The organism is Bradyrhizobium sp. USDA 3262, from assembly GCF_054060035.1.
In genome coordinates this window covers 5744239-5770609 of the sequence record NZ_JBSSCT010000001.1, presented here as the reverse complement: position 1 = coordinate 5770609, position 26371 = coordinate 5744239, and the positions used below count along the sequence as shown (strand labels likewise).

Below are 26371 nucleotides of genomic sequence, written 5' to 3'. Positions count from 1 at the left end.
GCTCACCCCTGAGGGGCCTTATGCGCTTCAAGTTCGGCGACTACGTTCTGGATGCGGGGCGACGCGAGCTGCAATGCGGCGTTCAAACAATTTCCATCGAACCGCAGGTCTTCGATCTGCTTCTGTACCTCGTTCGGCAACGTCATCGGATTGTTTCCAAAGATGATCTCGTGACCTCGGTCTGGTGCGGCCGGATCGTCTCGGACTCGACGATAGCCAGCCGCATCAACGCCGCTCGCCGCGCCGTCGGGGATGACGGCGTCAACCAGCGATATATTCGGACAGCCGCGCGGCGTGGAATCCGCTTTGTCGGTGAGGTGCAGCAGGAGGAGACACGAGCAGCCTCAGAACATGCCTCGCCCCGTTTTCCAAGAGGTGCGTCGGGGCCGCCCAAGGAACTTGGATTGCGCGAGGAGATCACGTTCTGCAAATCGGCGGATGGCGTCCATCTTGCCGCGGCGAGCGTTGGCCAAGGTTCTCCCATCGTCAAGACGGCGAGTTGGCTGACCCATATCGAGCATGACTGGCAAATGGAGGTTTCGAGTCCGCTTCTCGCTCAACTGGCTGCCCGGCACAAGCTGGTTCGATACGATCAGCGCGGTAACGGTTTGTCCGACTGGCGCGTCGCCGACTTCTCGTTTGCAGCTCTCATGCAGGACCTTGAGACTGTCGTCGATGCGTTGTCGCTCGAGCGCTTCGCCTTGTTTGGCATATCGCAGGGCGCCGCGGTTGCCATTGCATATGCCGCGCGACATCCCGATCGCGTGTCGCACCTCATCCTGCACGGTGGATACTCGCGCGGCTTCCGCAAACGGGGTGCTCCGGACCAGATTGCCAGGTGCGAAGCTCTCGCGACTCTGATTCGGGAGGGGTGGGGCAAAGACACCCCGGCATTCCGTCAGGTCTTCACCTCGCTGGTGCATCCAAACGCGACGCAGGAGCAGATGCGCGACTTCAACGAGGTGCAGCGCATTTCGACATCGCCGGAAAACGCTGCGGCGCTATTCCTGGCCTTTGGCGACATTGACGTTTCCGAGGCGCTGCAACAAATCGCGGCGCCGACACTCGTCATGCACAGCCGCGACGATGCATTGGTTCCCTTCGATCAAGGTCTGGCACTCGCGCATGCTATTCCGAATGCACGGTTCGTTCCGCTTGAAAGCCGCAATCATATTCTTGATTCCAGACGAACCTGCATGGCCCGGTTTTGTCGCCGAGATATGCGATTTTCTCGAGTAGTCGGGCGCCAAAAAATTCACGCGCCGGCGCGATAGTGCCCCGACTTGCCGCCGATCTTCTCGACGAGGTGGATGCCCTCGATGCGGATGCCGCGGTCGACCGCCTTGACCATGTCGTAGATCGTCAGGCATGCGACCGAGACTGCGGTCAGCGCCTCCATTTCGACGCCGGTCGGCCCTGTCACCTTGACGCTGGCGCGGACGATGCAGCCGGGCAGCTTGCGGTCGGGCGTGATGTCGATCGTGACTTTGGTCAGCGCCAGTGGATGGCAGAGCGGGATCAATTCCGAGGTCCGCTTCGCCGCCATGATGCCGGCGATCCGCGCGGTCGCCAGCACGTCGCCCTTCTTGGCCTGGCCGGTCTCGATCAGCGCCAGCGTCGCCTTGCTCATCACGACGCGGCCTTCGGCGACGGCGGTCCGCTCGGTGGCGGGCTTGGCCGAGACGTCGACCATGCGCGCCTCGCCCTTGGCGTCGATGTGGGTGAGGGCGGTGCCGGGGCCGGACTGCTCGGCCTTGGTCTTGCCCTTGCTCTTCCGCGCCATTGCGTCAGCGCGTTGCGGTGGCGCGCGGGGCGGCCCGCCGCGTCAGCAAGGCGCGGGTGGCCGCGGTGACGTCCTGCTGCCGCATCAGGCTTTCACCGACCAGGAAGGTCGACATCCCGACCCGTTCGAGCCGGGCGAGATCGTCAGGCGTGAAGATGCCGCTCTCGCCGACCATCAGGCGGTCGCGCGGGATCAGCGGCGCCAGCGCCTCGCTGGTCGCGAGCGTGGTCTCGAAGGTGCGCAGATTGCGGTTGTTGACGCCGATCATCGGCGAGCGGAGCTTCAAGGCACGGTCAAGCTCGGCGCGATCATGGATCTCGACCAGCACGTCCATGCCGTAGCCGAGCGCGGCGTCCTCGATCTCCCCGGCCGCCGTGTCGTCGAGCGCGGCCATGATGATCAGGATACAGTCGGCGCCATGGGCGCGCGCTTCCGCCACCTGGTAGGTGTCGAACATGAAATCCTTGCGCAGCACCGGCAGGCTGGTCGCGGCGCGGGCCGCAACCATGAAGTCGAGATGGCCCTGGAACGAGGGCGCATCGGTCAGCACCGACAGGCAGGCCGCGCCGCCGGCCTCATAGGCTTTCGCGAGCACGGGCGGATCGAAATCGGCCCGGATCAAGCCCTTCGAGGGCGAGGCCTTCTTCACTTCCGCGATCAGCGCGTAGTCGCCGCGCGCATGCTTGTCTTTGAGGGCGCGGACGAAGCCGCGCGGGGCCGAGGCCGATCTGGCCTGCGCCTCGACCTCGGCGAGCGGATGGGCGCGTTTCGCGGCGGCGATCTCCTCGCGCTTGTAGGCCTCGATCTTGGTCAGGATGTCGGACATCGCTTAACGCCTTGCTTAGCCGTTGGAAACCGCGACCAGATGCTTCAGCCGCGCAGCGGCGGCGCCGCTGTCGAGCGACTGCGCCCCGATCGCGACGCCTTCCTTGAGGTCCTTGGCGCGGCCGGCCACGATCAGCGCGGCGGCGGCGTTGAGCAGGGCGACGTCGCGATAGGCGCTCGGCTTGCCCTGCAGCACGCTGGAGAGCGCGATCGCATTGGCATCGGCGTCACCGCCCTTCAGCGCCTCGCCGCCGACGCGGCCAAGGCCGGCATCCTCGGGCGTCACCTCTGATGTCCTAATCTCGCCGTTCTCGAGCGTCGCAACGAAGGTCGGGCCGGTGAGGGTGATCTCGTCGAGGCCATCGGAGCCATGCACGACCCAGACCTTGTCCGAGCCGAGGTTCTTCAGCACCTGCGCCAGCGGCTGCACCCATTGCCGCGAGAACACACCGACCATCTGCCGCTTGACGCCGGCCGGGTTCGACAGCGGCCCGAGCAGGTTGAAGATGGTGCGGGTGGCGAGTTCGACCCGGGTCGGACCGACATTCTTCATCGCCGGATGATGCGCGGGCGCGAACATGAAGCCGATGCCGGCTTCCTTGACGCAGCGCCCGACTTGTTCGGGCGTCAAATCGAGCTTGACGCCGAGCGAGGCCAGCACGTCGGCGGCGCCCGAGCGCGACGACAATGCGCGGTTGCCGTGCTTCGCCACAGGCACGCCGGCGCCGGCCACGATGAAGGCCGCGCAGGTCGAGACGTTGACCGAGCCGGAGCCGTCGCCGCCGGTGCCGACGATGTCGACGGCCTCCGCCGGCGCCGTGACCGGCAGCATCTTGCCGCGCATCGCGGTGACGGCGCCGGTGATCTCCTCGACGGTCTCGCCGCGCACCCGCAGCGCCATCAATAGCCCGCCCATCTGCGAGGGCGTGGCTTCGCCCGACATCATGCTGTCGAAGGCGGACGCCGCCTCTTCACGCGTCAGCGTGGCGCCGGTGGCGACTTTTCCGATGATCGATTTCAGGTCGTCCATTCGCTGGCTCAGGGTCTGTTGTTGGAGCTTGATCGCCGCGCAGCGCGCCGTCGCGCTGTCCCGATCATGCTCAATTATTTGCGCCTGTCACCTGTGCGAAGGCTGCCTGGTTGATGGTCACGCCGATATCGGACTCGATCTTCGTGACATATTGCGCGACCTGCTCGTCGCTGAGCGACCGCCGCAGCGCCTCGGTGAGCTGCTTGGCCGCATCCGACGCGAAGTCGACCGGCGGCACCGTCACGTTGGTGACGCGGAAGACCACCCACTGGCTGCCGCCGGCGACGGAGGTCTGTCCGTCGCCGTCCTTGGCGGCCCGGAACGCGGCCGCAATCACGCCTGCCGGCACGGCAGGCAGCGAGGCCTCGCGGTTGAAATTCGCCGCGGTTTCGACCTTGACGCCGGCCGCGGCGGCTTCGTCGGCGAGCTTGGCGCCGCTGTCGAGCTTCTGGACGATCTCGGTCGCCTTGGCGCGCAGCTTGGCGGAGATCTGATCCTCGCGCCACTTGGCCTCGACCTGGTCGCGAACCTCGTCGAGGCTGCGCTCGCGCGACGGCGTGATGCCGAGCACGTCGTACCAGACATAGCCGCCACTGAACTGGATCGGGTCGTTGTCGACGCCGACGTCGCTGTTGAAGGCCTGCGACACCACGTCGAGGCCGCGCGGGATGTTGGTCGCGACCTGGCCGTTCGGCAGCCGCCCGGAGCGATCGACCGCGTCGATGGTGACGGGCGTCAGCTTCAGCTTCTGTGCGGCTTCGACGACGCTGGCGCCGCCGCCGCGCTCGTCTTCCATCTTGTCGCGCAGCTCGGCGACCTTGGTGCGGGCGCGCTCGGAGGCGATCTCGTTCTTTACCTGCTGGGCGAGGCTCTCATAGCTCGGGGTCGCGCCGGGCTCGACCTTGCCGACCTTGACCAGTGCGACGCCGAAGCGGCCCTGCACCGGCTGGCTCACTTCGCCTGCGGGCAGCGAGAAGGCGGCATCGGCGACGGCCGGATCGAGGATCGCCGACTTCGCGACCAGGCCGAGATTGACGTCGGCCAGATTGAGGTTGCGCTCCTTGGCGATGTCGTCGAACGACGCGCCCGACGCAATCCGCCCGCGTGCGGCCTGCGCCTCGCCGGCGTCCGGAAACACGATCTGCGAGACCTCGCGCTTCTCCGGCGTGCTGAGCCGGTCCTTGCGCTCCTCGAAGATCTTCCTGGCGTCCTCGTCCGACACCGTTTCCCACTTGCCGATCTCCTCGGGCGTGATCGCGACGAAGGAGATCTTGCGGTATTCGGGCGCGCGGAACTGGACCTTGTGGTCCTCGAAATAAGCGGCGAGTGCCTCGGGCGAGGGTGGATCGATGGTGCCGGTCTGCGCGGCGCCGAGCGTGATGTAGTCGATCGAACGCTGCTCGTTCTGGAACCGGGTCAGCGCCTCGACCAGCGATTTCGGCGGCTCGATCCCGGACGAGATGGTGCCGGCGATCTGGCGCCTGAGGCCAACGCGGCGCTGCTCGGCGATGTAGCGGCCTTCGGTATAGCCATAGTTGCGGATCACGGCCTGGAAGCGCTGCGGGTCGAACTGGTTGTTGAGGCCCTTGAAGTTCGGATCGTTGTAGATCGCGCGCAGCACCTCGGCGTCGGACACATTGAGGCCCATGCGGCGCGCCTCCTCGTCCAGCGCGGCTTCCGCAAGCGTCTGCTGCAGCACCTGGCGGTCAATGCCGAAGGCGCGCGCCTGGTCCGGCGTCAGCGGACGGCCGAACTGGCGGCCAAGCTGCTGCAGGCGGTCGGTATAGATCTGGCGGAACTGCTCGGCCGAAATCTCGGTCCCGCCCACCTTGGCGAAGGTCGACTGGCCAAACCCCTTGAAAATGTCGGCAATGCCCCAAATTCCGAAACTGACGATCAAAACGCCCATCACCACGGCCATAATCGTCTTGCCGAGCCAGTTTGATGAGGCTTTCCGCATTCCTCGAAGCATGGGTCCAACTTGTTTTACAGGAGGGGAACCGGGTCGTGCCCAATGGGGAGCCGAAAGTCGAGGCTTTTGTCCCGCAGCAGGGCGTCACCGGGTTGAAAACCCATCATAAAGTGGCCGAAGCGCCCCCGCAACCTTGGCCGCGCGGGCGGAAGCGTCGCACGGTGAGCGCGAAGCCGCGCTCTGGAAGTCGCCGCCCGGCTCTGGTAGCGCAGGGACACGCTTGAACGATGGGACATCCGACATGACCGACGCCATCCGGCCGCTGATCGCCGGCAACTGGAAAATGAACGGCCTGAAATCCTCTTTTGTCGAGTTCGACGCGATGCTGGCGGGCGCCGGCGATGTCGCCGGAAGGGCCGATCTCCTGGTCTGTCCGCCGGCGACGTTGGTCGGGGCCTTTGCCGACAAGGCGCGCGGCTCGAAGGTCGCGGTCGGCGCCCAGGATTGCCATCCCAAGGCATCGGGTGCCCACACCGGCGATCTCTCGGCGGAGATGTTCAAAGACCTCGGCGCGGTCGCGATCATCGTCGGCCATTCCGAGCGGCGCGCCGACCACGGCGAGACCGATGCCTTGATTCGGCAGAAGGCGGAGGCCGTCTGGCGCGCCGGATTGACCGCGATCGTCTGCATCGGCGAGACGCGCGAGCAGCGCGACGCCGGCAAGACGCTCGATCTCTGCGGCACCCAGCTTGCGGGCTCGCTGCCCGACGGCTCGACCGCGGCCAACCTGGTCGTGGCCTATGAGCCGGTCTGGGCGATCGGCACCGGCCTGACCCCGACGGCCAAGGATGTCGAGGAAGTTCACAGGTTTATCCGAGGTCAGCTCACCGATCGCTTCATGGGCGAGGGAAACAGGATCAGGATCCTCTACGGCGGCTCGGTCAAGCCGTCGAACGCGGCCGAGCTGATGGCCGTCGCCAATGTCAACGGCGCACTGGTCGGCGGCGCCAGCCTGAAGGCGTCCGACTTTTTGGCGATCGCCGCGGGGTGTTAGGCGGCCGCGGCCGTGCCTCGAATTGGGCTCGCTCACCGTCACCCTGAGGTGCGAGCGGAGCGAGCCTCGAAGGGGCGACGGCCCGGCTGGTGGCCGTGCACCCTTCGAGACGCCGCTACGCGGCTCCTCCAGCGACAAAGGCTTCGCCTTTGCGCGGGGGTGACGGGATTGGCAGTTGGCCGTAGGCACCTTTATTGAGTGGCGGGCTAGGCAGCCGCAGCCGCGCCGATCCGCTTCCAGTAGATCATCGTCCCGGTGAGGCCGCCATGCGGCTTCAGCGCGTAGTCCGGGATGATGCCGGTGAGCTGAAATCCCAGCCGTTCGTAGAGTGGCGCGGCGCCATCCTCTTCGGCGGTGTCGAGCACGAGCAGCGTGCGTCCGTGCGCGATCGCAAGCTGCTCGGCCGCGCGCATCAATTCGGTCGCCACGCCGCGATGGCGGTGGGCGATGCGTGTCATCATCTTTGCAATTTCCGCCCGATGCGGCTGGTTCGGCGGCAGGTTGAGCAGAAGCGTCACGGTGCCGATCAGATCATTGCCGGTGAAGGCGCCGAGCACGATGCGTTCGCCGCGCGCGGCGGCGCCGAGCGAGTCCTGCCAGAACGCATCGGCGTCATCCGGCGACAGCGGATGCATGAAGCTCACCGAGCCGCCGCCGGCGACGGTCTCGATCAGCAGCTCGCGAAGCGCGCTGCGAATCGCGGGCGCGTCCTCGAGCGGCTTGATGGCAAGGTGCGACATGCATCAGCTCCGGGCCAGGGTGACCACATAGGTGCACCCGACGTTGGTCTCGTTGGCGAAGGTCGTCTCGGCCGGCGGGCCAAAACCGAGGCAATCGCCGGCGGCGAGCACGTGGCGTGCGCCGCCTTCGGTGATGACGAGGCTGCCGCTGAGCACCCAGACCAGTTGGCGGATATGCGCGTAGGAGGAGGCGGGCAGGGTCACGGTCTGCTTCGGCGGCAACTCGACCCGCACCAGCTCGACCGGATGGTCGGGACGGCTGAACACCTGGCGGCGCAGATAGCCGGTTTCCGGATCGCGCCAGACCGGTTGCGCGGCGGCGCGCGACAGCCGTTCGCCCTGGCCTTCGGCGCGCAACATCAGCCCGGCCAAAGTGAGATCGAAAGCCGAGGCGAGGCGCACCAGCACGACCGCGGTGGGGCTGACCTCGGCGCGCTCGATCTTGCTGATCGTGGCCTTCGAGACGCCTGCACGTTCGGCGAGGTCGGCCAGCGACCAGCCGCGGCTATCGCGTTCGAGCCTGATCCGCTGTGCCAGTCGTTGGCTCAGATCGTCTACCAAAGTATCCATGTGTCTATTATAATAGAAATCGCCGGTTCCGGGCAAGGCCCGGCCGGGCCGCGATCGGCGCGGCTTGTGATCATCGACAGTGCGACTATCTCGGGGGTGACAATGCCCGGTGCAATCGTGTAACAGGGCGCGACTTCACGAAAACCCGTAAAGCCGATAGCGCCGTTTGTCTGGCCGCTTGGCGGCTTATGACGGAAGGCTTGCGATGCAGACTGTCGTTATCATTATTCATCTCATGATTGTCAGCGTCATGATCGGCGCCGTGCTGTTGCAGAAATCCGAAGGCGGCGGCCTTGGCATGGGTGGCGGCGCCGGCTTCATGTCGAGCCGCGGCACCGCCAATTTGCTGACGCGGACCACGGCGATCCTCGCGGTGGGCTTCTTCATCACCAGCCTGTTCCTGTCCTGGTACGCAGGCTACGACCGCAAGCCGAGCTCGATCATCGGCACCGGCGCACCGGCGCAGACGCAGCCGGCCGGCGGCACGCCGATGAACGCGCCGACCTCGGGCGGCATCCTCGATTCGCTGAAGAAGGCCGACGAGCAGCAGGGGCAGCAGGCCCCGAGCGGCCCGCAGGCGCCACGGTCGCAATAAAGCAGGGTGGCCATGCAGGATGCCCCGCTGGCATCCTGCATCAGAAACCCCCATCAATGCTTTGAAATCGCTTCCAGTTTGATGCAACCCACAGCCCGGCGAATTGTTTGCCGGGAACAGCCGATTCGTTTTGCGAATCGCCGGAGTCGGATTAAAGGTAAAGTCCCATGGCGCGGTACATATTCATCACCGGCGGCGTGGTCTCCTCGCTCGGCAAGGGTCTGGCTTCAGCGGCGCTCGGCGCTTTGCTGCAGGCCAGGGGCTACAAAGTCCGCCTTCGCAAGCTCGATCCCTATCTCAACCTCGATCCCGGAACGATGTCGCCGTATCAGCACGGCGAAGTGTTCGTGACCGACGACGGCGCCGAGACCGACCTCGATCTCGGCCATTACGAGCGCTTCACCGGTCGTCCGGCCACCAAGGCCGACAACATCACGACCGGTCGGATCTACCAGGATATTATCTCCAAGGAGCGCCGCGGCGACTATCTCGGTGCCACCATCCAGGTGGTCCCGCACGTCACCAACGCGATCAAGGAATTCGTGCTGTCGGGTAACGACGAGTTCGATTTCGTGCTGGTCGAGATCGGCGGCACCGTCGGCGACATCGAGGGCCTGCCGTTCTTCGAGGCGATCCGCCAGCTCAAGAACGAGCTGCCGCGCGATCATGCCGTCTACATTCACCTGACGCTTCTGCCGTACATTCCAAGTGCCGGCGAACTCAAGACAAAGCCGACGCAGCACTCGGTGAAGGAGCTGCGCTCGATCGGCATCCAGCCGGACATCCTGCTGTGCCGCACCGACCGCGAGATTCCCAAGGAGGAGCGGCGCAAGCTCGGCCTGTTCTGTAACGTGCGCGAGAGCGCCGTGATCGAGGCGCGCGACGTCGACAACATCTACGCCGTGCCGGAGGCCTATCACGCCGCCGGCCTCGACGACGAGGTGCTGGCCGCGTTCGGCATCACCGCGAAGATTCCGCCGGCGCTGCAGAGCTGGCACGTCATCAACGAGCGCGTCCGCAATCCGGAAGGTGCGGTGACGATCGCCATCGTCGGCAAATACACCGGCATGAAGGACGCCTACAAATCGCTGATCGAGGCGCTGTCGCATGGTGGCATCGCCAACAAGGTGAAGGTCAATCTCGACTGGATCGAGAGCGAGGTGTTCGAGAACGAGGACCCGGCGCCGTTCCTCGAGCACGTCAACGGCATCCTGGTGCCCGGCGGCTTCGGCCAGCGCGGCGCCGAGGGCAAGATCCGCGCGGCGCAGTTCGCGCGCGAGCGTGACGTGCCGTATTTCGGCATCTGCTTCGGCATGCAGATGGCGGTGATCGAGGCGGCGCGCAACCTGGTCGGCATCGAGGACGCCAACTCGACCGAGTTCGGCCCGACCAAGGAGCCGCTGGTCGGCCTGATGACGGAATGGCTGCGCGGCAACGAGCTCGAGAAGCGCTCGCAGAGCGGCGATCTTGGCGGCACGATGCGGCTCGGCGCCTATCCCGCGGCGCTCAACCGCGGCAGCCGCGTCTCGCAGGTCTATGGCGGCGCGACCGAGATCTCCGAGCGGCACCGCCATCGCTACGAGGTCAACACCGCCTACAAGGACCGCCTCGAGCAGCACGGCCTGCGCTTCTCCGGCATGTCGCCTGACGGCGTGCTGCCGGAGATCGTGGAGTACGAGGACCATCCCTGGTTCATCGGCGTCCAGTTCCATCCCGAGCTGAAGTCGCGGCCGTTCGAGCCGCATCCGCTGTTTGCCTCGTTCATCGAGGCCGCAGCGAAGCAGAGCCGGCTGGTCTAACCAAGCGGCCGTCAGCTGCGCCGCTATGCGGCGCAGTCCTCGCTGGCCCGGCGTTCTTTCTTGATCGGTGAAACGTTTGCACCAGCCGCCGGCGTGCCGTCGCGCGTCATCAGCTTGTATTGCGGGCGGCGCGTCAGCCGGTAGACTGCGGCCGGCGGCACGTTGAGGATGGCGCGATCGACCAGCGTGGCGCGCAGGCCGAGCCGGTCGAGGATCGGCCGCGGCACCGGGCAGCGCATGCCGTAGGTGAATTGATAGAACGCGCCGCCGGGACGCAGATAGCTGAACGCGCCGCCGACGATCGAGATCACCTTGCGCGGCGACATGTTGAGCAGCGGCAGTCCGCTGACGACGGCGCCGACCGGCGCGCCCTCATATAGCCGTTCCGAGGCCAGCCGCGCCGCGTCCATCCACAGCACGCGCGCGCCGGGAAAACGGAGCTGCAACAGCCGCATGAAATCCGAGCCGTACTCGATCAGCGTAAGATCCTGCTGGCGCACGCCGCGCTTCAACAGCTGATAGGTAAACGCGCCGGTGCCCGGACCGAGCTCGAGCACCGGGCCGGTGTCGGCGGTGATGTCGCGCGTGATGAGTTCGGCGAGCGCGGCGCCCGACGGCGCGATGGCGCCGACGCGGCCGGGGGCCGCCATCCACGCCGTGAAGAAAGACAGCAGATCATGTGACATTGGGATTCCCAACAGAGTGTCGCGGCGCTTCGACTCAAGATGCGAAGCGTGACGCCTTGTTTGCGGGAGCTGCATTGCGACAACATTGCGCGAGAGCCCCGTTCCGATTGAATCGGAACGGGGCTCTCGATTCTAGTTTTGACGCGTTTGCTTCACGCGAACCGGTGCCCATCCCGCATCGAGTGCGGGACAGGCTTCGCTCGAAAACGCTTGGTATCACGATGCGAACGGCGCCGGCGGTAATGTGAGGCGGAAGCACGCGCCGCCCTTCGGACCATCGAGCACGGAGACGTGACCGCCGTGCAGCCTTGCGATCTCGCGCACCATGTTGAGGCCGAGGCCGGCGCCGCGGTCGAGCGGCGCGAGCCGATAGAACGGGTCGAAGATCCGCGTGCGCTGGTCCTGGGGAATGCCGTCGCCTTCATCCGATACGTCGATCGTCGCGGCGCTGCCGACATGGATGGTGATGGTGCCGCGGCGGCCGCCATGCTGGATGGCGTTCTGCACCAGATTGGTCAGCGCGCGCTCCAGCGCCGCGCGATCGCCGGATGTTTCCACGCGATCGACCGAAGTATCGAGCGACAGCTCGTAGCCGGCCGCGATCGCCAGCGGCGCAAGGTCGGCCGCGACATTGCGTGCGACCGCGACGAGATCGACGCGGACGAACGGATTGCGGCACTGGTCGAAGCGCTGGATGTCGAGCAGTTGCTCGGCCAATGTCGCAAGCCGCGCCGAGTCCTCGAGCAGGCGGGTTTTCTCCGGGCCCGGCGGCAGCGACTCCAGCCGCGTGTTGAGGATCGCGATCGGCGTGCGCAATTCATGTGCCGCGTCGGCGACGAAGCGCTGGTGCCGGGAATAGCCGTCGTCGAGCCGCTTCAGCGCATCGTTGATGGCGGTCACCAGCGGCGCGACCTCTAGCGGCAGATGATCCGCCGACAGCCGGCTGCCGCGCTGGCGGAAATCGATCCGGCGCGCTTCGTCGGCGGTGGTATCGAGACCGGCGAAGGCGCGCTTCACCACCATCGGCGTCGCGATGAAGGTGGCGCATGCCATCAGGAAAAGGCCGGGCAGGGCAATGGCGAGGAACGCCAGCGTCGTGGCGAGCGCGGTCTTGACGCTCGACATCGGCCCTTGCGTCGCGGTGAGCACCTGCACGGGGCCGGCATCGGAATTGACGCGCTTCAGCCGCGCCGGCGGCTTGCGCGGATCATCCTCGAACATCTGCCAGCCGAGCCGCGCCTGGCTGATCTGGTCGAGCGCGCCACCGATCCTGGCGAATTCCGGCGGCACCGCGCCTTCCGTCAGCGAACGGCCTTGCCGGTCGCGGACCAGGAACCAGAGGTCGGGCGTGTCGTCACGAAGCTTTTGCAGTTCGGCCGTCGGGCGCAGGATCAGCTCGCCCTTGCCGTCGCGTGCGACCGCGCCCTGCACGATGGAAATCACATGATCCTCATCGCGCGGAACGATCAGGAAACCGGTGGCACACAACGCGCTGATCAGGCAGACGATCAGCATCGCAAGCAGCAGCGCCTGCAGCGTCACCAGCCGCCAGCTCAGTTGCGAGCGCAGGCAATAGTGCTCGGCCTGTTCGCTCATGACGTTTGCTTCAGAAGATAGCCGACGCCGCGGATGCTATGGATCTCGACCCCGGCGTTGGCGTCCGCGAGTTTGCGGCGCAGCCGCGAGACGTGGGCGTCGAGCGCGTTGGACTGGATCTCGTCCTCGAAATTATAGACGGCTTCCTCCAGCGTCGCGCGCAGCACGGTGCGGCCCATGCGGCGCAGCAGCGTCTCCAGCACCAGCAGCTCGCGCCGCGGCAGCTCGAGCGGATGGCCGTCGACGCTGGCCTCGCGATGGCTGCAATCGAACGCCACGCGACCGGCCCTGATGATCTCGAGCTGCAGTCCGGCGGGGCGGCGCAGCACGGCGCGCAGCCGCGCCAGCAGCTCCTCGACGGCGAACGGCTTGGCCAGATAGTCGTCGGCGCCACTGTCGAGGCCGGTGATGCGGTCGGTGAGATCGCCGCGCGCGGTCAGCACGATGATCGGAACGCCGTCGGCCTTGGCGCGCAGCTTCGGGATCAGGGTGAGGCCGTCGCCGTCCGGAAGCTGGCGGTCGAGCAGGACCGCGCCATGCACGTCGGCACAGATCGCTTCCTCGGCCTCGGCAAGGTTCGGCACGTGGTCGACCACCATGTCATAGCCCTTCAGCGCCTGCGACAGCGCCGCCGCCATTTCGGCCTCGTCCTCAACCAGCAGTATCCGCATGTCCTTGTGGGTCCAGCTCCTGAAGGCAGGTTTTAAGGCAAGTAACATTGCAACAACATTGCGGAAATGGCCGCCTGTCGCGAGCAGGGGTGCCATGTTGTCACCCCCTCAAGACAGTCCGGAAGGCGCTGGCTATAACCGCCCGCACACAAATCTGGGAGGACCGCCAATGATCTACGAGACCCGCGTCTATCGCTGCCTGCCGGGACGGCTGCCGGCGCTGCTCAAGCGCTTCGAGACCATCACGCTGAAGCTCTGGGACAAGCACGGCATCAGGCAGGCCGGCTTCTTCACGACGCTGGTCGGGGAATCCAACCAGGACCTGACCTATCTGCTGGCCTGGGAATCGCTCGCCGAGCGCGAGAAGAAGTGGACCGCGTTCCAGACCGATCCGGAGTGGATCACCGCGCGCGCCAAGACCGAGGAGGACGGCCAGATCGTTCTCAACATCGTCAACCAGCTGCTGGTGCCGACGGCGTTTTCGTCGGTCAAGTGACGCGGTGGCCGCAGGGGGCGCGATGACGAAACTTCGTCGCGCCCAGTGACCGGCGCGGCTATTGCGGGCAGCCGGACGTCTGATCGCCCTCGCGGACCATCGGCTTGCCGTTGATGAGGACGCCGTGGCTGCCGGAGGTCGTCTTGCCGCCGCAATGCGTGCGATCGCCCATGACCACCGCCGGCTTGCCGTTGATCAGGACATTGGGCACGCCCTCGACGAGCGGGCCGCCATTGCTGGTGGTATCGCCGCTGCGCGCTGCCGGCTTGCCATTGACGGTCACGCCGGTGGCGCCGCCGGTGACGACCCCGGGCTGGCTGCTGGTCTGGCCGTAGGCGAGGCCCGACATCGCCGACAGGGCGGCGACGGCTCCGATCATCAGCGGGATGCGCATGTCTTCCCCATGGGAATCTGTTCCGAGCCAGTTTATAGGCGCTGTTCGGGCAGGATTGTGTTAGCACGGCGCACCCACGGCGTCAGCGCAACCCCCTCATCGTGCGGGATGGCTTGATCCGTCCCGCGCGGGACTGCATGGTCGCCGGCAAAAGGATGCAGCATTTTGACCAATCAGGTTTCCGCGCCAGCCGCCGCGCCGATCGTTGCCGTCGGATCGGCCAAATTCGGCAATGCCTTGCCCATCTCAATCATCGCCGGTCCCTGCCAGCTCGAGAGCCGCGCGCATGCGCTTGAAGTGGCCTCCGCGCTGAAGGAGATCGCGGCGCGGCTGAAGATCGGTATGGTGTACAAGACCTCGTTCGACAAGGCGAACCGCACCAGCGCGACGGCGGCGCGCGGCATCGGATTGGCGCAGGCGCTGCCGATCTTCGCCGAAATCCGGTCTTCGCTCGGCTTGCCGGTGCTGACCGACGTGCATGAGGCGACCCAGTGCGCCGACGTGGCGCAGGCGGTCGACGTGCTGCAGATCCCGGCCTTCCTGTGCCGGCAGACCGATCTCTTGCTGGCCGCGGCCGCGACCGGCAAGGTCGTCAATGTCAAGAAGGGCCAGTTCCTGGCGCCGTGGGACATGGCCAATGTGGTCAGCAAGATCACCGGCGCCGGCAACGCCAATGTGCTGGTCACCGAGCGCGGCGCGTCGTTCGGCTACAACACGCTGGTCTCGGATATGCGCGCGCTGCCGATCCTTTCGCGCACCACCGGCGCGCCCGTCATCTTCGACGCCACCCATTCGGTGCAGCAGCCGGGTGGCAAGGGCACCTCGTCGGGCGGCGAGCGTGAATTCGTCCCGGTGCTGGCGCGGGCCGCGGTCGCGGTCGGCGTCGCCGGCGTGTTCATCGAGACCCATCCCGATCCGGACCATGCGCCGTCAGACGGCCCCAACATGGTGCCGCTCCGTGACTTCGAGTCCCTCGTCAAGCGGCTGATGCAGTTCGACGCGCTCGCCAAGACGGCCTGACCGGCGGACGACGACATGACCGCAACCAGCGGCATGCCGCCGGCCCTCAACGTGATCACGCTGGCGACCTTCGCGGCGAGCCTGTCGGTGCGCGCGCTCGATCCGGTGCTGCCGCATGTCGCCGAGGACTTTGGCGTCAGCATCGCGACCGCGGCGAGCTTTGCCGCGGTGTTCGCCTTCACCTTTGCCGCGGTGCAGCCGGCGATCGGCGCCGCTGCCGACCTGTTCGGCAAGGCGCGGCTGATGACGATCTGCCTCGGACTGCTCGGCGTCGCCAACATCCTCGGCGCGCTGTCGACTTCGTTCCCGATGCTGTTCGTGACCCGCATCCTCGCCGGCATCGGCTCCGGCGGCGTATTTCCGGTGGCGCTGTCGTTGACCAGCGATCTGGTCGGCCCGGACAAGCGGCAGCTCGCGATCGGGCGAACCCTTGCGGGCTCGATGACCGGCAATCTGCTTGGCGCCACGGCCTCGGGCCTGATCGGCGACTTCCTCGGCTGGCGCGGCGTGCTCGCGGTGCTCGGCGGCCTCGTGATCATCGTCGCGCTTGCGGTCGCGGCCGGTTTCCGCGGCGCCGCGCTGAACCGTCCGCCGCGCACCAGCCTGAAGGCCCTTCGCCACGGTTATCGCACCATCTTCACCAATCCGAACGCCCGCATCTGTTACTCGGCGGTCTTCATCGAAGGCTGCTGCGTGCTCGGGCTGTTTCCCTTCATCGCCTCGTTCCTGTTCGAGCTCGGCGAGACCTCGCTGTCGATCGCCGGCATCGTGATCGCCGGCTTTGCGATCGGCGGATTGCTCTACACGCTGACGGTGTCGCGCCTGCTGCCGTGGATCGGGGTGAGGGGCATGATGGTCGTCGGCGCCACCCTGGTCGCTATCCAGCTCGTCGGCGTCGCCTTCGGGCCGCACTGGAAGCTGCAGATGGCGGGCCTCTTGGTGATGGGCCTCGGCTTCTACATGATCCACGGCTGCCTGCAGGTGTTCGCCAGCGAGCTGTCGGTCGAGGCGCGCGCCACCGCGCTGTCGCTGCACTCGTTCTTCTTTTTCATGGGCCAGACCGTCGGCCCGATCGCCTATGGCTTCGGCCTGCAACACGTCGGCAAGACCGCGACGCTGGTGTCAGCCGCCGCCGTGATGGTGGTGCTCGGCTTCATCTGCGCGCGGTTTCTGCGGCAGACCAGGCCCGCCGATGCGCAGACAACCTAGGCGTCCACGGGCCCGCCGGCGGTGGCAGACACAACATGCAGGGAAGCGGGGTGCAGCGTCAGGATGACGCATGTCGCAGCAGCGTTCGGACGACCGCGCATGGCATGAGGATTGCTTATTTCTCGCCATTTGAGGTGAGAGCGTGGACGTCCAGACTGGCTGGCCTATTCGAGGGAATGCGGACGTCAGGACAACGGGATATGGCACCGAGCCTCCACTTCAACGTTTTCTGGCCTCCTGCCACCAAGAATTCAAATCGGACAATTCCGGCGCGCTCGCCGACTACATTCCGGAGCTGAAACGGGCCAACCCTGCGCATTTCGGCATCAGCCTCGTCACCATCGATGGCCATGTCTACGAAGTCGGCGACAGCGCCGCTCCTTTCACCATCCAGTCCGTTTCGAAGGCGTTCGTGTTTGCGCTGGCCCTCGATCTCGTCGGCGAAGCGCGCGTCGCGTCGGCGATCGGCGTCGAGCCGAGCGGTGAGGCATTCAACTCGATCCGGCTGACCAACGACAACAAGCCGTTCAATCCGATGGTCAATGCCGGCGCGATTGCCTGCTCCGGGCTGATCCACGAGGTCGATGGCCGCGCCGCATTCGAGCGCATCCGGGACAAGCTCGGCCAGTTTGCCGGCCGCGAACTCGACGTCGACGACGCGGTCCATGCGTCGGAGACGGCGACCGGCAACCGCAATCGCGCGATCGCCTGGCTGCTGCGCAACTACCTCGTGCTGCAGGACGACGTCGATGCCGTGCTCGACATCTATTTCCGGCAATGCGCCATTCTCGTCACCGCGCGCGACCTCGCGGTGATGGCCGCAACGCTCGCCAATCGCGGCGTCAATCCGGTCACCGGCGTCCAGGTGGTGACGCCGCACGTCGTCGCGCGCACGCTGTCGGTGATGACGAGCTCGGGCATGTACGACTATGCCGGCGAGTGGATCTATCGCGTCGGAATGCCCGCCAAGAGTGGGGTCGGCGGCGGCATCGTCGCAGCGCTCCCGTCGCAATTGGGGCTCGGCACCTTTTCGCCGCTGCTCGATGGGCACTTCAACAGCGTGCGAGGCCTGAAGGTTTGCGAGGCGCTGTCGGCACGATTTGATCTGCATATGCTCAACCGCAGCGGCGACGTCCGCACCTGCATCATCGCCGACTACGACATCTTCGGCATCACCTCCCGCCGCAGCCGCCAGCCGCACGAACAGCAGATCCTCGATGACCGCCACAGCGACACCCGTGTCATCGAGCTGGTGGGGGCGCTCAACTTCGCGTCGATCGACTACGTCACTCGCCGGCTGTCCAGCGAGCCGCCCGGCGCGCCGCTGCTGATCCTTGATTTCCACCGCGTGCCCGACATCACGGCAGCCGGCGCCCGGCTGCTGGCTGAGAAAATCGCCACGCTCGGAAATTCCGGTGTCACCACGATCATCTCCGGTGTCGAGACGACGTCGCCGGTCTGGGCCACGATCCGCGCGCAGATCGAAGAGCCGAAGCGGTTGCGGCATTTTCCGCTGCTCGACGACGCCGTTGAATGGGCCGAGGATCAACTGATCTACCGCTATGGCGGCTTCACCGAGACCAAGGAGACCGCCCATCTCGGCGAGCAGGCGCTGTTGGCCGATCTCGCGCCCGAGGAGATCGCCGCGCTCGCCGAACTCTCGACGCCGCGCCGCTACGACGCCGGCCAGCGCATCGTCGTGGCCGGCGAGCCGGCCAATTCGTTGTTCTTCCTGCAAAGCGGGATGGTGAGCGTGAAGCTGCCGAGCGGCGTGCGGCTTGCCTCGCTCGGGCCGGGGATGGAGTTCGGCGAGATGGCGATCATCGAGGGCCACCGCAGCGCCGACGTCTGGGCGGACACGCCGGTCAAATGCCTCGAGCTGCCGATCGACAGCTTTGCCGACTATCGTCAGCTCCACCCGCAGATTTCGATGAAGATCATGCGCAATCTTTCCGCACTGCTGGCGCGCCGCCTCATCCTCGCCAATGCCAAGGTCGATCTGCTGAGCGCCTATTGAGACGCCGGATCAGCCCCGGCCTCGATAGGGCGCGACGCCCTGATCGGGAACCCAGACGCCCTTCGGCAGCCGGCCGGTCTGGAAGAACACGTCGATCGGGATGCCGCCGCGCGGATACCAGTAACCGCCGATCCGCAGCCATTTCGGTTTGATTTCCCCGACGATGCGCTTCCCGATCATGACGGTGCAATCCTCGTGGAAGGCGCCGTGATTGCGGAAGCTCGCCGCATAGAGTTTCAGCGACTTAGATTCCAGGAGCCACCGGCCCGGCACATAGTCGAGCACCAGATGGGCGAAGTCCGGCTGGCCGGTGATCGGGCAGACCGAGGTGAATTCCGGGATAGCGAAGCGCACCAGATAATCCGTGCCGGCCTGCGGATTGGGGACGCGGTCGAGCACCGCCTTGTCCGGGCTATCCGGCCACGCGACGGCACGGCCGAGTTGCAGGGTTTTCTTCGCCATGGGCCTCATCCTTTTGGGAGCGGCCGAAATGAACGGAAGCGGGCGGTTCGTCAACCGTCCGCGTGCTGGGGCAGGGTGCTACGCGGGCGCGGCAGTCTGGATCAGGACCAAGCGGTCTTGGCCGGATTCACAGCCCCAGACCTCGCCGGGCCGGCCATCGAGTTGCCGGACATTCGCGCCGGCGCGGTCGCTCGGAAAGGCGTTGAAGGTCGCGCCCACCGGATCGAAGCGCATGATCGCGTTGGCCGAGAAATCGGTGAGCCAGACCTTGTCCTTATCGTCGACATAGACGGCATAGGTCCGTGGATTGCTGCCGGGCAGCTTCCAGGCCCTCCACGTCCCGTCGGCGGGATCGTGCACCGACACGTTGCCGCTGTTCCATTCGCTGACCCAGATCCGCCCCCGCGAATCCGACCACACCCGTCGCGCGCCCTGTTTCGGCGTCGGCGGCTGGACCACGCTGGCGTTGCCGGTCGCAAGGTCAATCCGTGCGATATAGCTGCCGGCAAGCGAGGCGTACCAGATGTCGCCGTTTGGGGTCACGGTGATGCCGTAGGGGCCGACGCCGCGCGGTGCCTCGAACACCTTCATCTCACCGGATTTCGGATCGAGCCGGCCGTAGAAGCCGGACTGGCCGGTGAACCAGTAGACGCCGCGCTTGTCGAACACGCCGGTATTGAGATTGGCGTCAGTGGCTTTCTCAGGCAGGCGGAACAGCGTCACCTTGTGGTCGCCGGGGTCGACGCGGGCGATCGCATTCTGCCCGCCCTCGGTTACCCATGGCGCGCCGTCGGGGCCGATCGTGACGCCGTGCGGGGCCGCACCCTTGCCGAGGCTGACCAGCTTGAACGCACTGTCGCGCGGATTGAGCCGGCCCAGCGCACCGCTCCGCTGGCCCGTGAACCAGACGGTGCCATCGGGCGCCGGCGTGACATCGTGCAGGCCGGTCCCGGCGTCGACATTGAAATATTTCACCCGGAACGGCGTCTGGGCATCCTGCGCCTGCGCTCTCGTGGTCAAAATCGCGGCAGTGGTGGAGGCGAGAAACTGGCGACGGTTCATTGCGTTATCCCGGCTTCGTGAAACAATGGGCCAGCACGCGAAGGCAATCCCCGACAGCATAAACCCACCACATTGCACCGTCAGACGGGCCGGGCGGGCGGGCCGTTCACATTTGCTTGCGCGCCGTGTATGACGCGGCGCATCAGCCAACCCCATATCGAGAAAGAGCACGTCATGACTGACATCGTCGACATCATCGGCCGCGAAATCCTTGATAGCCGCGGCAACCCCACGGTCGAGGTCGATGTGGTGCTGGAGGATGGGTCAATCGGTCGCGCGGCGGTGCCGTCGGGAGCGTCCACCGGCGCGCATGAGGCGGTGGAACTGCGCGATGGCGACAAGTCGCGCTATCTCGGCAAGGGCGTCGAGAAGGCGGTCGCCGCCATCAACGGCGAGATCTTCGAGGCGCTCAGCGACCAGGCCGTCGAGGAGCAGGTCGCGATCGACCAGATCATGATCGAGCTCGACGGCACGCCGAACAAGAGCCGGCTCGGGGCCAACGCCATCCTCGGCGTCTCGCTGGCCTGCGCCAAGGCCGCCGCCGAATCCTTCGACATGCCGCTGTATCGTTATGTCGGCGGCACCTCGGCGCGGACGCTGCCGGTGCCGATGATGAACATCATCAATGGCGGCGTGCATGCCGACAACCCGATCGACTTCCAGGAATTCATGATCCTGCCGGTCGGCGCCACGTCGTTCGCCGAGGCGCTGCGTTGCGGTTCGGAAATCTTCCACACGCTGCGCGGCGAATTGAAGAAGGCCGGCCACAACACCAATGTCGGCGACGAGGGCGGCTTCGCGCCGAACCTGCCGTCGGCCGACGCCGCGCTCGAGTTCGTCATGAACGCGATCGGCAAGGCCGGCTACAAGGCGGGCGACGACGTCGTGCTCGGCCTCGACTGCGCCTCTACCGAATTCTTCAAGGAAGGCTCCTACGTCTATGGCGGCGAGAACAAGACCCGCTCGCGCTCCGAGCAGGTGAAGTATCTCGCCGATCTCGTCGGCCGCTATCCGATCGTCACCATCGAGGACGGCATGTCGGAGGACGACATGGACGGCTGGAAGGAGCTGACGGATGCGATCGGCAAGAAGTGCCAGCTGGTCGGCGACGATCTGTTCGTCACCAACGTCACCCGGCTTGCCGACGGCATCAAGAACGGCCGCGCCAATTCGATCCTGGTCAAGGTCAACCAGATCGGCACGCTGACCGAGACGCTTGCGGCGATCGAGATGGCCTACAAGGCCGGCTACACCGCCGTGATGTCGCACCGCTCCGGCGAGACCGAGGATTCCACGATCGCCGATCTCGCGGTCGCCACCAATTGCGGGCAGATCAAGACCGGCTCGCTGGCACGCTCCGACCGCACCGCCAAGTACAACCAGCTGCTGCGCATCGAGCAGCAGCTCGGCACCCAGGCGAAATACGCGGGCAGGGCGGCCTTGAAGGCGCTGGCGTAGCGCCCCAATTTGATCGGGATCCAACAAACGCAAAAACGGGAGGTCGGGATGAGCGACGGCAAGAGCGGTCTGCAACTGCGTTCGCTGCTCAAGAAGAATGGCGAGCTCGAGATATCGCTGGTCAATGTCCCGACCCCCGAGCCCGGCCCCGACGAGGTCGTGGTCCGGGTCGAGGCGACCCCGATCAATCCGTCCGACCTCGGTCTTCTGATCGGCCCGGCCGACATGTCGGCCGCCAAGGTCTCCGGCAGCAAGGAATTGCCCGTGGTGACCGCGCGCGTGCCGGAAGCGGCATTGCCGGGCCTTGCCGCGCGGCTCGACGAGTCCATGCCGGTCGGCAATGAAGGTGCCGGCGTCGTGATCAGGACCGGTTCATCGGATGCGGCGAAAGCGCTGATCGGCCGCACCGTCGCGATGATCGGTGGCGCGATGTATGCGCAATACCGCACGCTGCGCGTCAACGAATGCCTGCCGCTGCCCGACGGCACCACGCCGGCGGAAGGCGCGTCCTGCTTCGTCAATCCGCTGACCGCGCTCGGCATGACCGAGACGATGCGGCGCGAGGGGCACAAGGCGCTGGTGCACACCGCGGCGGCGTCCAATCTCGGCCAGATGCTCAACAAGATCTGCCTCAAGGACGGCATCGGCCTCGTCAACATCGTGCGCAACAAGGAGCAGGCCGACATCCTGCACAAGATCGGCGCCAAGCATGTCGTCGATTCCTCCGCGCCCGATTTCATGGACAAGCTCACCGGCGCGTTGGTCGAGACCGGCGCGACCATCGCCTTCGATGCGATCGGCGGCGGCAAGCTCGCGGGCCAGATCCTGGTCGCGATGGAGACCGCGATCAACAAGACCGCCAAGGCCTACAGCCGCTACGGCTCGAACGTACACAAGCAGGTCTATGTCTATGGCAGCCTCGACACCCGCTCGATCGAATTGCCGCGCGGCTTCGGCATGGCCTGGGGCGTCGGCGGCTGGCTGCTGTTCCCGTTCCTGATGAAGATCGGTCCGGAGGCCGGCAACAAGCTGCGCCAGCGCGTGGTGGCCGAGTTGAAGACGACCTTCGCCAGTCACTACACCAAGGTGGTCTCGTTGCAGGAGACCCTGCAGCTCGACAACATCGCCGTCTACAACAAGCGCGCGACCGGCGAGAAATTCCTGATCAACCCGAACAAGGGCTGAGGATCGAAAACGAAGGGCCGTCCCGACAGGGGCGGCCTTTTTGCTTTGCATAGACCAATTCGGCGAAACGCTGCGTTTCCGGAATTGAACGATCCATGCACTTGCATCTTTCTTGGTGCGCCGGTAGGTGAGGCCCACCAGTTTCACGCGCAACCCGAGGGGAATTTGCTATGGCCTATAACATCGTCACCATCGTCGGCAGCATCCGCAAGCAGAGCTTCTCGCTCAAGATCGCCAATGCGCTGGCCAAGCTTGCACCGGCGTCGCTGAAGCTCGATGTGACGACGCTTCAGGAAATTTCCTTCTTCAACCAGGACCTCGAGGCCGCACCGCCGGCGAACTGGCTCGCCTTCCGCGAGAAGCTGCAGAAGTCGAACGGCGTGCTGTTCGTGACCCCCGAATACAACCGCTCGATCCCGGGCGTGCTGAAGAACGCGATCGACGTCGCCTCGCGGCCCTACGGCAAGAGCTCTTTCATCGGCAAGCCGATCGGCATCATCGGCAATTCGCCCGGACCGCTCGGCGGCGTCAGCGCGGTGAAGCACCTGCAGAACATCCTGCCGGGCATTTCCGGTCCGATCCTCGGTCAGCCGGAAGCCTATCTCAACGGCGTCGGCGATGCCTTCGACGACAACGGCGAACTGACCAAGGAGTCGCTCAAGGGCGTGCTGCAGCAGTATCTCGACGCCTTCGCGGCCTTTATCGAAAAGCAGAACCGCTGAGCAAGAGCCCCGTTCGGATTGAATCGGAACGGGACTCTGAACTTGTTTTGACGCGTTGTCTTCACGCGAACCGGTATCCACTTCGCTCGAAAACGCTCCGGTTCAGCCTTCATTAACCCCATGGCCGCATGCTCGCGGCCATGGTTTCCCGCACACGCCTCAAATCGATTCTGACCGGGCTCGCCCTCTATACGCTGGCGGCGCTGATGGTCGGCTATTTCGGCGTCAACGCCTACACCGGCAAATACGGCTTGAACGCGCGGCAGGAGCTCGATCAGGAGATCATCGCGCTGACCTCCGAGCTGGCGCGGCTGAAGAAGGAGCGGGCCGAGGGCGAGCAGCGGGTGTCGCTGTTGCGGTCGGACCGGGTCGATCCCGACATGCTGGACGAGCGTGCGCGCTTCCAGCTCGACTACGCCAATCCGCGTGATCTCGTTCGGATCAACAAGAACTGACGCGTTCTCAAATTTCAAAATCATTCGCGTGCTATCACAAAAATGTCGCGCTGCGCTGCAGTGCGGCATAGCAAAATTCCATCGGGCGAACGCAATCCTTCCAAGGCGATTTGAGTTGGGTTAGAGAGGGTTCTCCGACTTCTCTCACCCGGAATTGCCATGGCCGCACCCAAGAAAAGCGTCGCAAAAGAATCAGGGCAGGAGAAGGCCGGTTCTCCCCCCGAATTCACCAAGGAGCAGGAGCTCAAGGCACTGCGGGACATGCTCCTAATCCGGCGCTTCGAGGAGAAGGCCGGTCAACTCTACGGCATGGGTGCGATCGGCGGTTTCTGCCATCTCTATATCGGCCAGGAAGCAGTCGTGGTCGGCATGCAGATGGCGCTGAAGCCGGGCGACGAGGTCATAACCGGCTACCGGGACCACGGCCACATGCTGGCCTGCGACATGGAAGCCAAGGGCGTGATGGCCGAATTGACCGGACGCCGCGGCGGCTATTCCCGCGGCAAGGGTGGCTCCATGCACATGTTCAGCAAGGAGAAGCACTTTTACGGCGGTCACGGGATCGTGGGCGCGCAGGTCTCGCTCGGTACCGGCCTTGCGTTCGCCAACCGCTATCGCGGCAACGATAACGTCAGCGTGACCTATTTCGGCGACGGCGCGGCCAACCAGGGCCAGGTCTATGAAAGCTTCAACATGGCGGAGCTGTGGAAGCTGCCGGTGATCTACGTGATCGAGAACAACCGCTACGCGATGGGCACCTCGGTGTCGCGTGCATCGGCCCAGCAGGACTTCTCCAAGCGTGGCGCCTCCTTCAACATTCCCGGCAAGCAGGTCGACGGCATGGACGTGCGCGCCGTCAAGGCCGCCGCCGATGAGGCCGTGGCCTGGTGCCGCGGCGGCAACGGTCCGATGATTCTGGAGATGCAGACCTACCGCTACCGCGGCCACTCGATGTCCGATCCGGCGAAGTACCGCACGCGCGAGGAGGTCGAGAAGGTGCGTCACGACCAGGACCCGATCGAGCAGGTGCGCAACCGCTTGCTGGCCTCGGGCCTCAGCGAGCAGGACCTGAAGGCGATCGACGCCGAGGTGCGCGAGATCGTCAACGCGGCCGCCGACTTCGCGCAGCACGATCCGGAGCCGGATCCGTCCGAACTCTACACCGACATCTACCGCTGACCCCACCGCGCAGACGAATTTCAAGACCGATTTCGGGAGCCGATATGCCCATTCAAGTGCTGATGCCTGCGCTGTCGCCCACCATGGAGAAGGGCAACCTCGCCAAATGGCTGAAAAAGGAAGGCGAGACCATCAAGTCCGGTGACGTCATCGCCGAGATCGAGACCGACAAGGCGACGATGGAGGTCGAGGCAACCGACGAGGGCACGCTCGGCAAGATCCTGATCCCGGAAGGCACCGCGGACGTTGCGGTGAACACGCCGATCGCCACCATTCTCGTCGACGGCGAGAGCGCCGCCGACCTCGCCAAGGCGCCGGCGGCACCGGTGCCGCAGCCGAAGGCCGCCGAGGCCGCGCCGGCCGAAGCCAAGGGGGATGCAAAGGCGGAAGCGCCGCAGCCCGCGGCGAAAGCACCGGCCGCGCCCGCGACCGAGCCGCTGCCTGATCCGGAAATCCCTGCGGGGACCGAGATGGTCACGCAGACCATTCGCGAGGCGCTGCGCGATGCGATGGCCGAGGAGATGCGCCGCGACGGCGACGTCTTCATCATGGGCGAGGAGGTCGCGGAGTATCAGGGCGCCTACAAGGTGACGCAGGGCCTGTTGCAGGAATTCGGCGCCCGCCGCGTGATCGATACGCCGATCACCGAGCACGGCTTTGCCGGCGTCGGCGTCGGCGCGGCGATGGCGGGCTTGAAGCCGATCGTCGAGTTCATGACTTTCAACTTCGCCATGCAGGCGATCGACCAGATCATCAACTCCGCCGCCAAGACGCTTTATATGTCTGGCGGCCAGATGGGATGCTCGATCGTGTTCCGCGGCCCGAACGGCGCCGCCGCGCGCGTCGCCGCGCAGCACAGCCAGGACTACGCGGCGTGGTACTCGCAGATCCCGGGCCTCAAGGTGATCGCGCCGTATTCGGCCGCCGATTACAAGGGCCTGCTCAAGGCCGCGATCCGCGATCCCAATCCGGTGATCTTCCTCGAGAACGAGGTGCTGTACGGCCACACCGGCGAGGTGCCGAAGCTGGCTGATTTCGTGGTGCCGATCGGCAAGGCGCGGATTGCCCGCGCCGGCAAGGACGTCACCATCGTCTCCTGGGCAATGGGCATGTCCTATGCGCTGAAGGCTGCCGACGAACTCGCCAAGGAAGGCATCGAGGCCGAGGTCGTCGATCTGCGCACCATCCGTCCGATGGACACCGAGACCGTCATCAACTCGGTGAAGAAGACCGGCCGCGCGGTCACGGTCGAGGAGGGCTGGCAGCAGAGCGGCGTCGGCTCCGAGGTCGCCGCGCGCATCATGGAGCACGCCTTCGACTATCTCGACGCGCCGGTGGCGCGCGTCTCCGGCAAGGACGTGCCGATGCCCTATGCCGCCAACCTCGAAAAGCTCGCTCTGCCCTCCGTCGCCGAGGTGGTCGCCGCCGCCAAGGCCGTATCCTACCGGTAA

General features: G+C 65.7%; 26 protein-coding genes. 14 read left to right on the top strand and 12 right to left on the bottom strand.

Translation table 11 applies throughout. The annotated features are described in order from the left end of the window. The first annotated feature begins 20 nt into the window (after nt 1-20). Entirely contained in the window at nt 21-1274 is a 1254-nt protein-coding gene (locus ACVWYP_RS27030; protein ID WP_456684231.1) for an alpha/beta fold hydrolase, read from the top strand. On the opposite strand, the gene moaC is transcribed toward ACVWYP_RS27030, so the two are convergent. The 4 genes from moaC to ACVWYP_RS27010 all read right to left on the bottom strand — a co-directional run bounded on the left by moaC (nt 1256) and on the right by ACVWYP_RS27010 (nt 5610). Beyond that, entirely contained in the window at nt 1256-1783 is a 528-nt protein-coding gene (gene moaC, locus ACVWYP_RS27025) for a cyclic pyranopterin monophosphate synthase MoaC (protein WP_304495510.1), read from the bottom strand. The genes ACVWYP_RS27030 and moaC overlap by 19 nt on opposite strands. A 4-nt stretch (nt 1784-1787) precedes the next feature. Further along, complete coding sequence (gene trpC, locus ACVWYP_RS27020) at nt 1788-2609, bottom strand: indole-3-glycerol phosphate synthase TrpC (protein ID WP_304495509.1); 822 nt, start codon at nt 2607-2609, stop codon at nt 1788-1790. A gap of 15 nt (nt 2610-2624) precedes the next feature. Further along, the gene (trpD, locus tag ACVWYP_RS27015; protein WP_028334043.1) at nt 2625-3638 is read right to left on the bottom strand and encodes an anthranilate phosphoribosyltransferase; all 1014 of its coding nucleotides are present in this window, start codon (nt 3636-3638) and stop codon (nt 2625-2627) included. Between the two features lie 70 nt (nt 3639-3708). Next, the gene (locus ACVWYP_RS27010; RefSeq protein ID WP_304495508.1) at nt 3709-5610 is read right to left on the bottom strand and encodes a peptidylprolyl isomerase; all 1902 of its coding nucleotides are present in this window, start codon (nt 5608-5610) and stop codon (nt 3709-3711) included. A 241-nt stretch (nt 5611-5851) separates the two neighbouring features. Here ACVWYP_RS27010 and tpiA point away from each other — a divergent pair, with 241 nt between their 5' ends. Next, the gene (gene tpiA / locus ACVWYP_RS27005) at nt 5852-6604 is read left to right on the top strand and encodes a triose-phosphate isomerase (protein ID WP_304495507.1); all 753 of its coding nucleotides are present in this window, start codon (nt 5852-5854) and stop codon (nt 6602-6604) included. Between the two features lie 206 nt (nt 6605-6810). On the opposite strand, the gene ACVWYP_RS27000 is transcribed toward tpiA, so the two are convergent. Then, nucleotides 6811-7344: a GNAT family N-acetyltransferase gene (locus ACVWYP_RS27000; protein ID WP_028339694.1), complete on the bottom strand. Its 534-nt coding sequence runs from the start codon at nt 7342-7344 to the stop codon at nt 6811-6813. Nucleotides 7345-7347: 3 nt separating this feature from the next. After that, entirely contained in the window at nt 7348-7914 is a 567-nt protein-coding gene (locus tag ACVWYP_RS26995; protein WP_028339695.1) for a helix-turn-helix domain-containing protein, read from the bottom strand. A 205-nt stretch (nt 7915-8119) separates the two neighbouring features. On the opposite strand from ACVWYP_RS26995, the gene secG reads away from it, so the two are divergent. Continuing rightward, nucleotides 8120-8509 carry a preprotein translocase subunit SecG gene (secG, locus tag ACVWYP_RS26990; RefSeq protein WP_028339696.1) on the top strand — a complete coding sequence of 130 codons (390 nt, stop codon included), beginning with the start codon at nt 8120-8122 and terminating at the stop codon, nt 8507-8509. Between the two features lie 167 nt (nt 8510-8676). Next, nucleotides 8677-10308, top strand: coding sequence for a CTP synthase (locus ACVWYP_RS26985; protein WP_304495506.1), 1632 nt, complete (start codon nt 8677-8679; stop codon nt 10306-10308). A 23-nt stretch (nt 10309-10331) separates the two neighbouring features. Here ACVWYP_RS26985 and ACVWYP_RS26980 read toward each other — a convergent pair whose 3' ends face one another. The 3 genes from ACVWYP_RS26980 to ACVWYP_RS26970 form a co-directional block, all read right to left on the bottom strand. Next, the gene (locus ACVWYP_RS26980; RefSeq protein ID WP_304495505.1) at nt 10332-10994 is read right to left on the bottom strand and encodes a class I SAM-dependent methyltransferase; all 663 of its coding nucleotides are present in this window, start codon (nt 10992-10994) and stop codon (nt 10332-10334) included. 216 nt (nt 10995-11210) lie between these two features. Then, nucleotides 11211-12590, bottom strand: coding sequence for a sensor histidine kinase (locus ACVWYP_RS26975; RefSeq protein ID WP_304495504.1), 1380 nt, complete (start codon nt 12588-12590; stop codon nt 11211-11213). After that, nucleotides 12587-13261, bottom strand: a complete 675-nt coding sequence (locus ACVWYP_RS26970) for a response regulator (RefSeq protein ID WP_304495503.1) — start codon at nt 13259-13261, stop codon at nt 12587-12589. The genes ACVWYP_RS26975 and ACVWYP_RS26970 overlap by 4 nt, the downstream gene beginning before the upstream one ends. 169 nt (nt 13262-13430) lie before the next feature. On the opposite strand from ACVWYP_RS26970, the gene ACVWYP_RS26965 reads away from it, so the two are divergent. Further along, on the top strand, nt 13431-13757 hold the full coding sequence (locus tag ACVWYP_RS26965) for an NIPSNAP family protein (RefSeq protein ID WP_076825453.1): 327 nt from the start codon (nt 13431-13433) through the stop codon (nt 13755-13757). 58 nt (nt 13758-13815) lie between these two features. Here the strand turns inward: ACVWYP_RS26965 and ACVWYP_RS26960 are convergent, their stop codons facing one another. Continuing rightward, nucleotides 13816-14151, bottom strand: a complete 336-nt coding sequence (locus tag ACVWYP_RS26960; RefSeq protein WP_304495502.1) for a PAAR domain-containing protein — start codon at nt 14149-14151, stop codon at nt 13816-13818. A gap of 165 nt (nt 14152-14316) precedes the next feature. Between ACVWYP_RS26960 and kdsA the strand changes: the two genes are divergently transcribed. The 3 genes from kdsA to glsA all read left to right on the top strand — a co-directional run bounded on the left by kdsA (nt 14317) and on the right by glsA (nt 18397). Next, a complete protein-coding gene (gene kdsA, locus ACVWYP_RS26955; protein ID WP_304495501.1) occupies nt 14317-15171 on the top strand; it encodes a 3-deoxy-8-phosphooctulonate synthase in 855 nt (284 codons plus the stop codon). Nucleotides 15172-15186: 15 nt separating this feature from the next. After that, on the top strand, nt 15187-16380 hold the full coding sequence (locus tag ACVWYP_RS26950) for an MFS transporter (RefSeq protein ID WP_253623842.1): 1194 nt from the start codon (nt 15187-15189) through the stop codon (nt 16378-16380). Nucleotides 16381-16546: 166 nt separating this feature from the next. Next, entirely contained in the window at nt 16547-18397 is a 1851-nt protein-coding gene (glsA, locus tag ACVWYP_RS26945; protein WP_304500314.1) for a glutaminase A, read from the top strand. Between the two features lie 9 nt (nt 18398-18406). Here glsA and queF read toward each other — a convergent pair whose 3' ends face one another. Both queF and ACVWYP_RS26935 read right to left on the bottom strand, forming a co-directional pair. Then, a complete protein-coding gene (queF, locus tag ACVWYP_RS26940; protein WP_155258392.1) occupies nt 18407-18868 on the bottom strand; it encodes a preQ(1) synthase in 462 nt (153 codons plus the stop codon). A 69-nt stretch (nt 18869-18937) separates the two neighbouring features. Beyond that, nucleotides 18938-19921, bottom strand: a complete 984-nt coding sequence (locus ACVWYP_RS26935; protein WP_304495500.1) for a Vgb family protein — start codon at nt 19919-19921, stop codon at nt 18938-18940. Between the two features lie 174 nt (nt 19922-20095). On the opposite strand from ACVWYP_RS26935, the gene eno reads away from it, so the two are divergent. The 6 genes from eno (at nt 20096) to ACVWYP_RS26905 (ending at nt 26371) form a co-directional block, all read left to right on the top strand. Further along, a complete protein-coding gene (eno, locus tag ACVWYP_RS26930) occupies nt 20096-21379 on the top strand; it encodes a phosphopyruvate hydratase (RefSeq protein ID WP_028334059.1) in 1284 nt (427 codons plus the stop codon). A 48-nt stretch (nt 21380-21427) separates the two neighbouring features. Beyond that, a complete protein-coding gene (locus tag ACVWYP_RS26925; RefSeq protein ID WP_304495499.1) occupies nt 21428-22564 on the top strand; it encodes a zinc-binding dehydrogenase in 1137 nt (378 codons plus the stop codon). Nucleotides 22565-22734: 170 nt separating this feature from the next. Continuing rightward, on the top strand, nt 22735-23286 hold the full coding sequence (locus tag ACVWYP_RS26920; RefSeq protein WP_304495498.1) for an NADPH-dependent FMN reductase: 552 nt from the start codon (nt 22735-22737) through the stop codon (nt 23284-23286). A 140-nt stretch (nt 23287-23426) separates the two neighbouring features. Next, nucleotides 23427-23741, top strand: a complete 315-nt coding sequence (locus tag ACVWYP_RS26915; RefSeq protein ID WP_028339710.1) for an FtsB family cell division protein — start codon at nt 23427-23429, stop codon at nt 23739-23741. Between the two features lie 159 nt (nt 23742-23900). Beyond that, the gene (gene pdhA, locus ACVWYP_RS26910; protein WP_304495497.1) at nt 23901-24920 is read left to right on the top strand and encodes a pyruvate dehydrogenase (acetyl-transferring) E1 component subunit alpha; all 1020 of its coding nucleotides are present in this window, start codon (nt 23901-23903) and stop codon (nt 24918-24920) included. A 44-nt stretch (nt 24921-24964) separates the two neighbouring features. Further along, nucleotides 24965-26371 carry a pyruvate dehydrogenase complex E1 component subunit beta gene (locus tag ACVWYP_RS26905; protein WP_304495496.1) on the top strand — a complete coding sequence of 469 codons (1407 nt, stop codon included), beginning with the start codon at nt 24965-24967 and terminating at the stop codon, nt 26369-26371.

Coding starts and splice junctions, on each gene's coding strand:
- ACVWYP_RS26960 (WP_304495502.1), bottom strand. CDS start 14,151: ATGCGCATCCCGCTGATGATCGGAGCCGTCGCCGCCCTGTCGGCGATG.
- secG (WP_028339696.1), top strand. CDS start 8,120: ATGCAGACTGTCGTTATCATTATTCATCTCATGATTGTCAGCGTCATG.
- ACVWYP_RS26935 (WP_304495500.1), bottom strand. CDS start 19,921: ATGAACCGTCGCCAGTTTCTCGCCTCCACCACTGCCGCGATTTTGACC.
- ACVWYP_RS26950 (WP_253623842.1), top strand. CDS start 15,187: ATGACCGCAACCAGCGGCATGCCGCCGGCCCTCAACGTGATCACGCTG.
- ACVWYP_RS27030 (WP_456684231.1), top strand. CDS start 21: ATGCGCTTCAAGTTCGGCGACTACGTTCTGGATGCGGGGCGACGCGAG.
- tpiA (WP_304495507.1), top strand. CDS start 5,852: ATGACCGACGCCATCCGGCCGCTGATCGCCGGCAACTGGAAAATGAAC.
- queF (WP_155258392.1), bottom strand. CDS start 18,868: ATGAGGCCCATGGCGAAGAAAACCCTGCAACTCGGCCGTGCCGTCGCG.
- ACVWYP_RS26920 (WP_304495498.1), top strand. CDS start 22,735: ATGGCCTATAACATCGTCACCATCGTCGGCAGCATCCGCAAGCAGAGC.
- ACVWYP_RS26925 (WP_304495499.1), top strand. CDS start 21,428: ATGAGCGACGGCAAGAGCGGTCTGCAACTGCGTTCGCTGCTCAAGAAG.
- moaC (WP_304495510.1), bottom strand. CDS start 1,783: ATGGCGCGGAAGAGCAAGGGCAAGACCAAGGCCGAGCAGTCCGGCCCC.
- trpD (WP_028334043.1), bottom strand. CDS start 3,638: ATGGACGACCTGAAATCGATCATCGGAAAAGTCGCCACCGGCGCCACG.
- ACVWYP_RS26970 (WP_304495503.1), bottom strand. CDS start 13,261: ATGCGGATACTGCTGGTTGAGGACGAGGCCGAAATGGCGGCGGCGCTG.
- ACVWYP_RS26905 (WP_304495496.1), top strand. CDS start 24,965: ATGCCCATTCAAGTGCTGATGCCTGCGCTGTCGCCCACCATGGAGAAG.
- ACVWYP_RS27000 (WP_028339694.1), bottom strand. CDS start 7,344: ATGTCGCACCTTGCCATCAAGCCGCTCGAGGACGCGCCCGCGATTCGC.
- ACVWYP_RS26980 (WP_304495505.1), bottom strand. CDS start 10,994: ATGTCACATGATCTGCTGTCTTTCTTCACGGCGTGGATGGCGGCCCCC.
- ACVWYP_RS27010 (WP_304495508.1), bottom strand. CDS start 5,610: ATGCTTCGAGGAATGCGGAAAGCCTCATCAAACTGGCTCGGCAAGACG.
- ACVWYP_RS26985 (WP_304495506.1), top strand. CDS start 8,677: ATGGCGCGGTACATATTCATCACCGGCGGCGTGGTCTCCTCGCTCGGC.
- ACVWYP_RS26975 (WP_304495504.1), bottom strand. CDS start 12,590: ATGAGCGAACAGGCCGAGCACTATTGCCTGCGCTCGCAACTGAGCTGG.
- eno (WP_028334059.1), top strand. CDS start 20,096: ATGACTGACATCGTCGACATCATCGGCCGCGAAATCCTTGATAGCCGC.
- ACVWYP_RS26995 (WP_028339695.1), bottom strand. CDS start 7,914: ATGGATACTTTGGTAGACGATCTGAGCCAACGACTGGCACAGCGGATC.
- ACVWYP_RS26915 (WP_028339710.1), top strand. CDS start 23,427: ATGGTTTCCCGCACACGCCTCAAATCGATTCTGACCGGGCTCGCCCTC.
- trpC (WP_304495509.1), bottom strand. CDS start 2,609: ATGTCCGACATCCTGACCAAGATCGAGGCCTACAAGCGCGAGGAGATC.
- ACVWYP_RS26965 (WP_076825453.1), top strand. CDS start 13,431: ATGATCTACGAGACCCGCGTCTATCGCTGCCTGCCGGGACGGCTGCCG.
- pdhA (WP_304495497.1), top strand. CDS start 23,901: ATGGCCGCACCCAAGAAAAGCGTCGCAAAAGAATCAGGGCAGGAGAAG.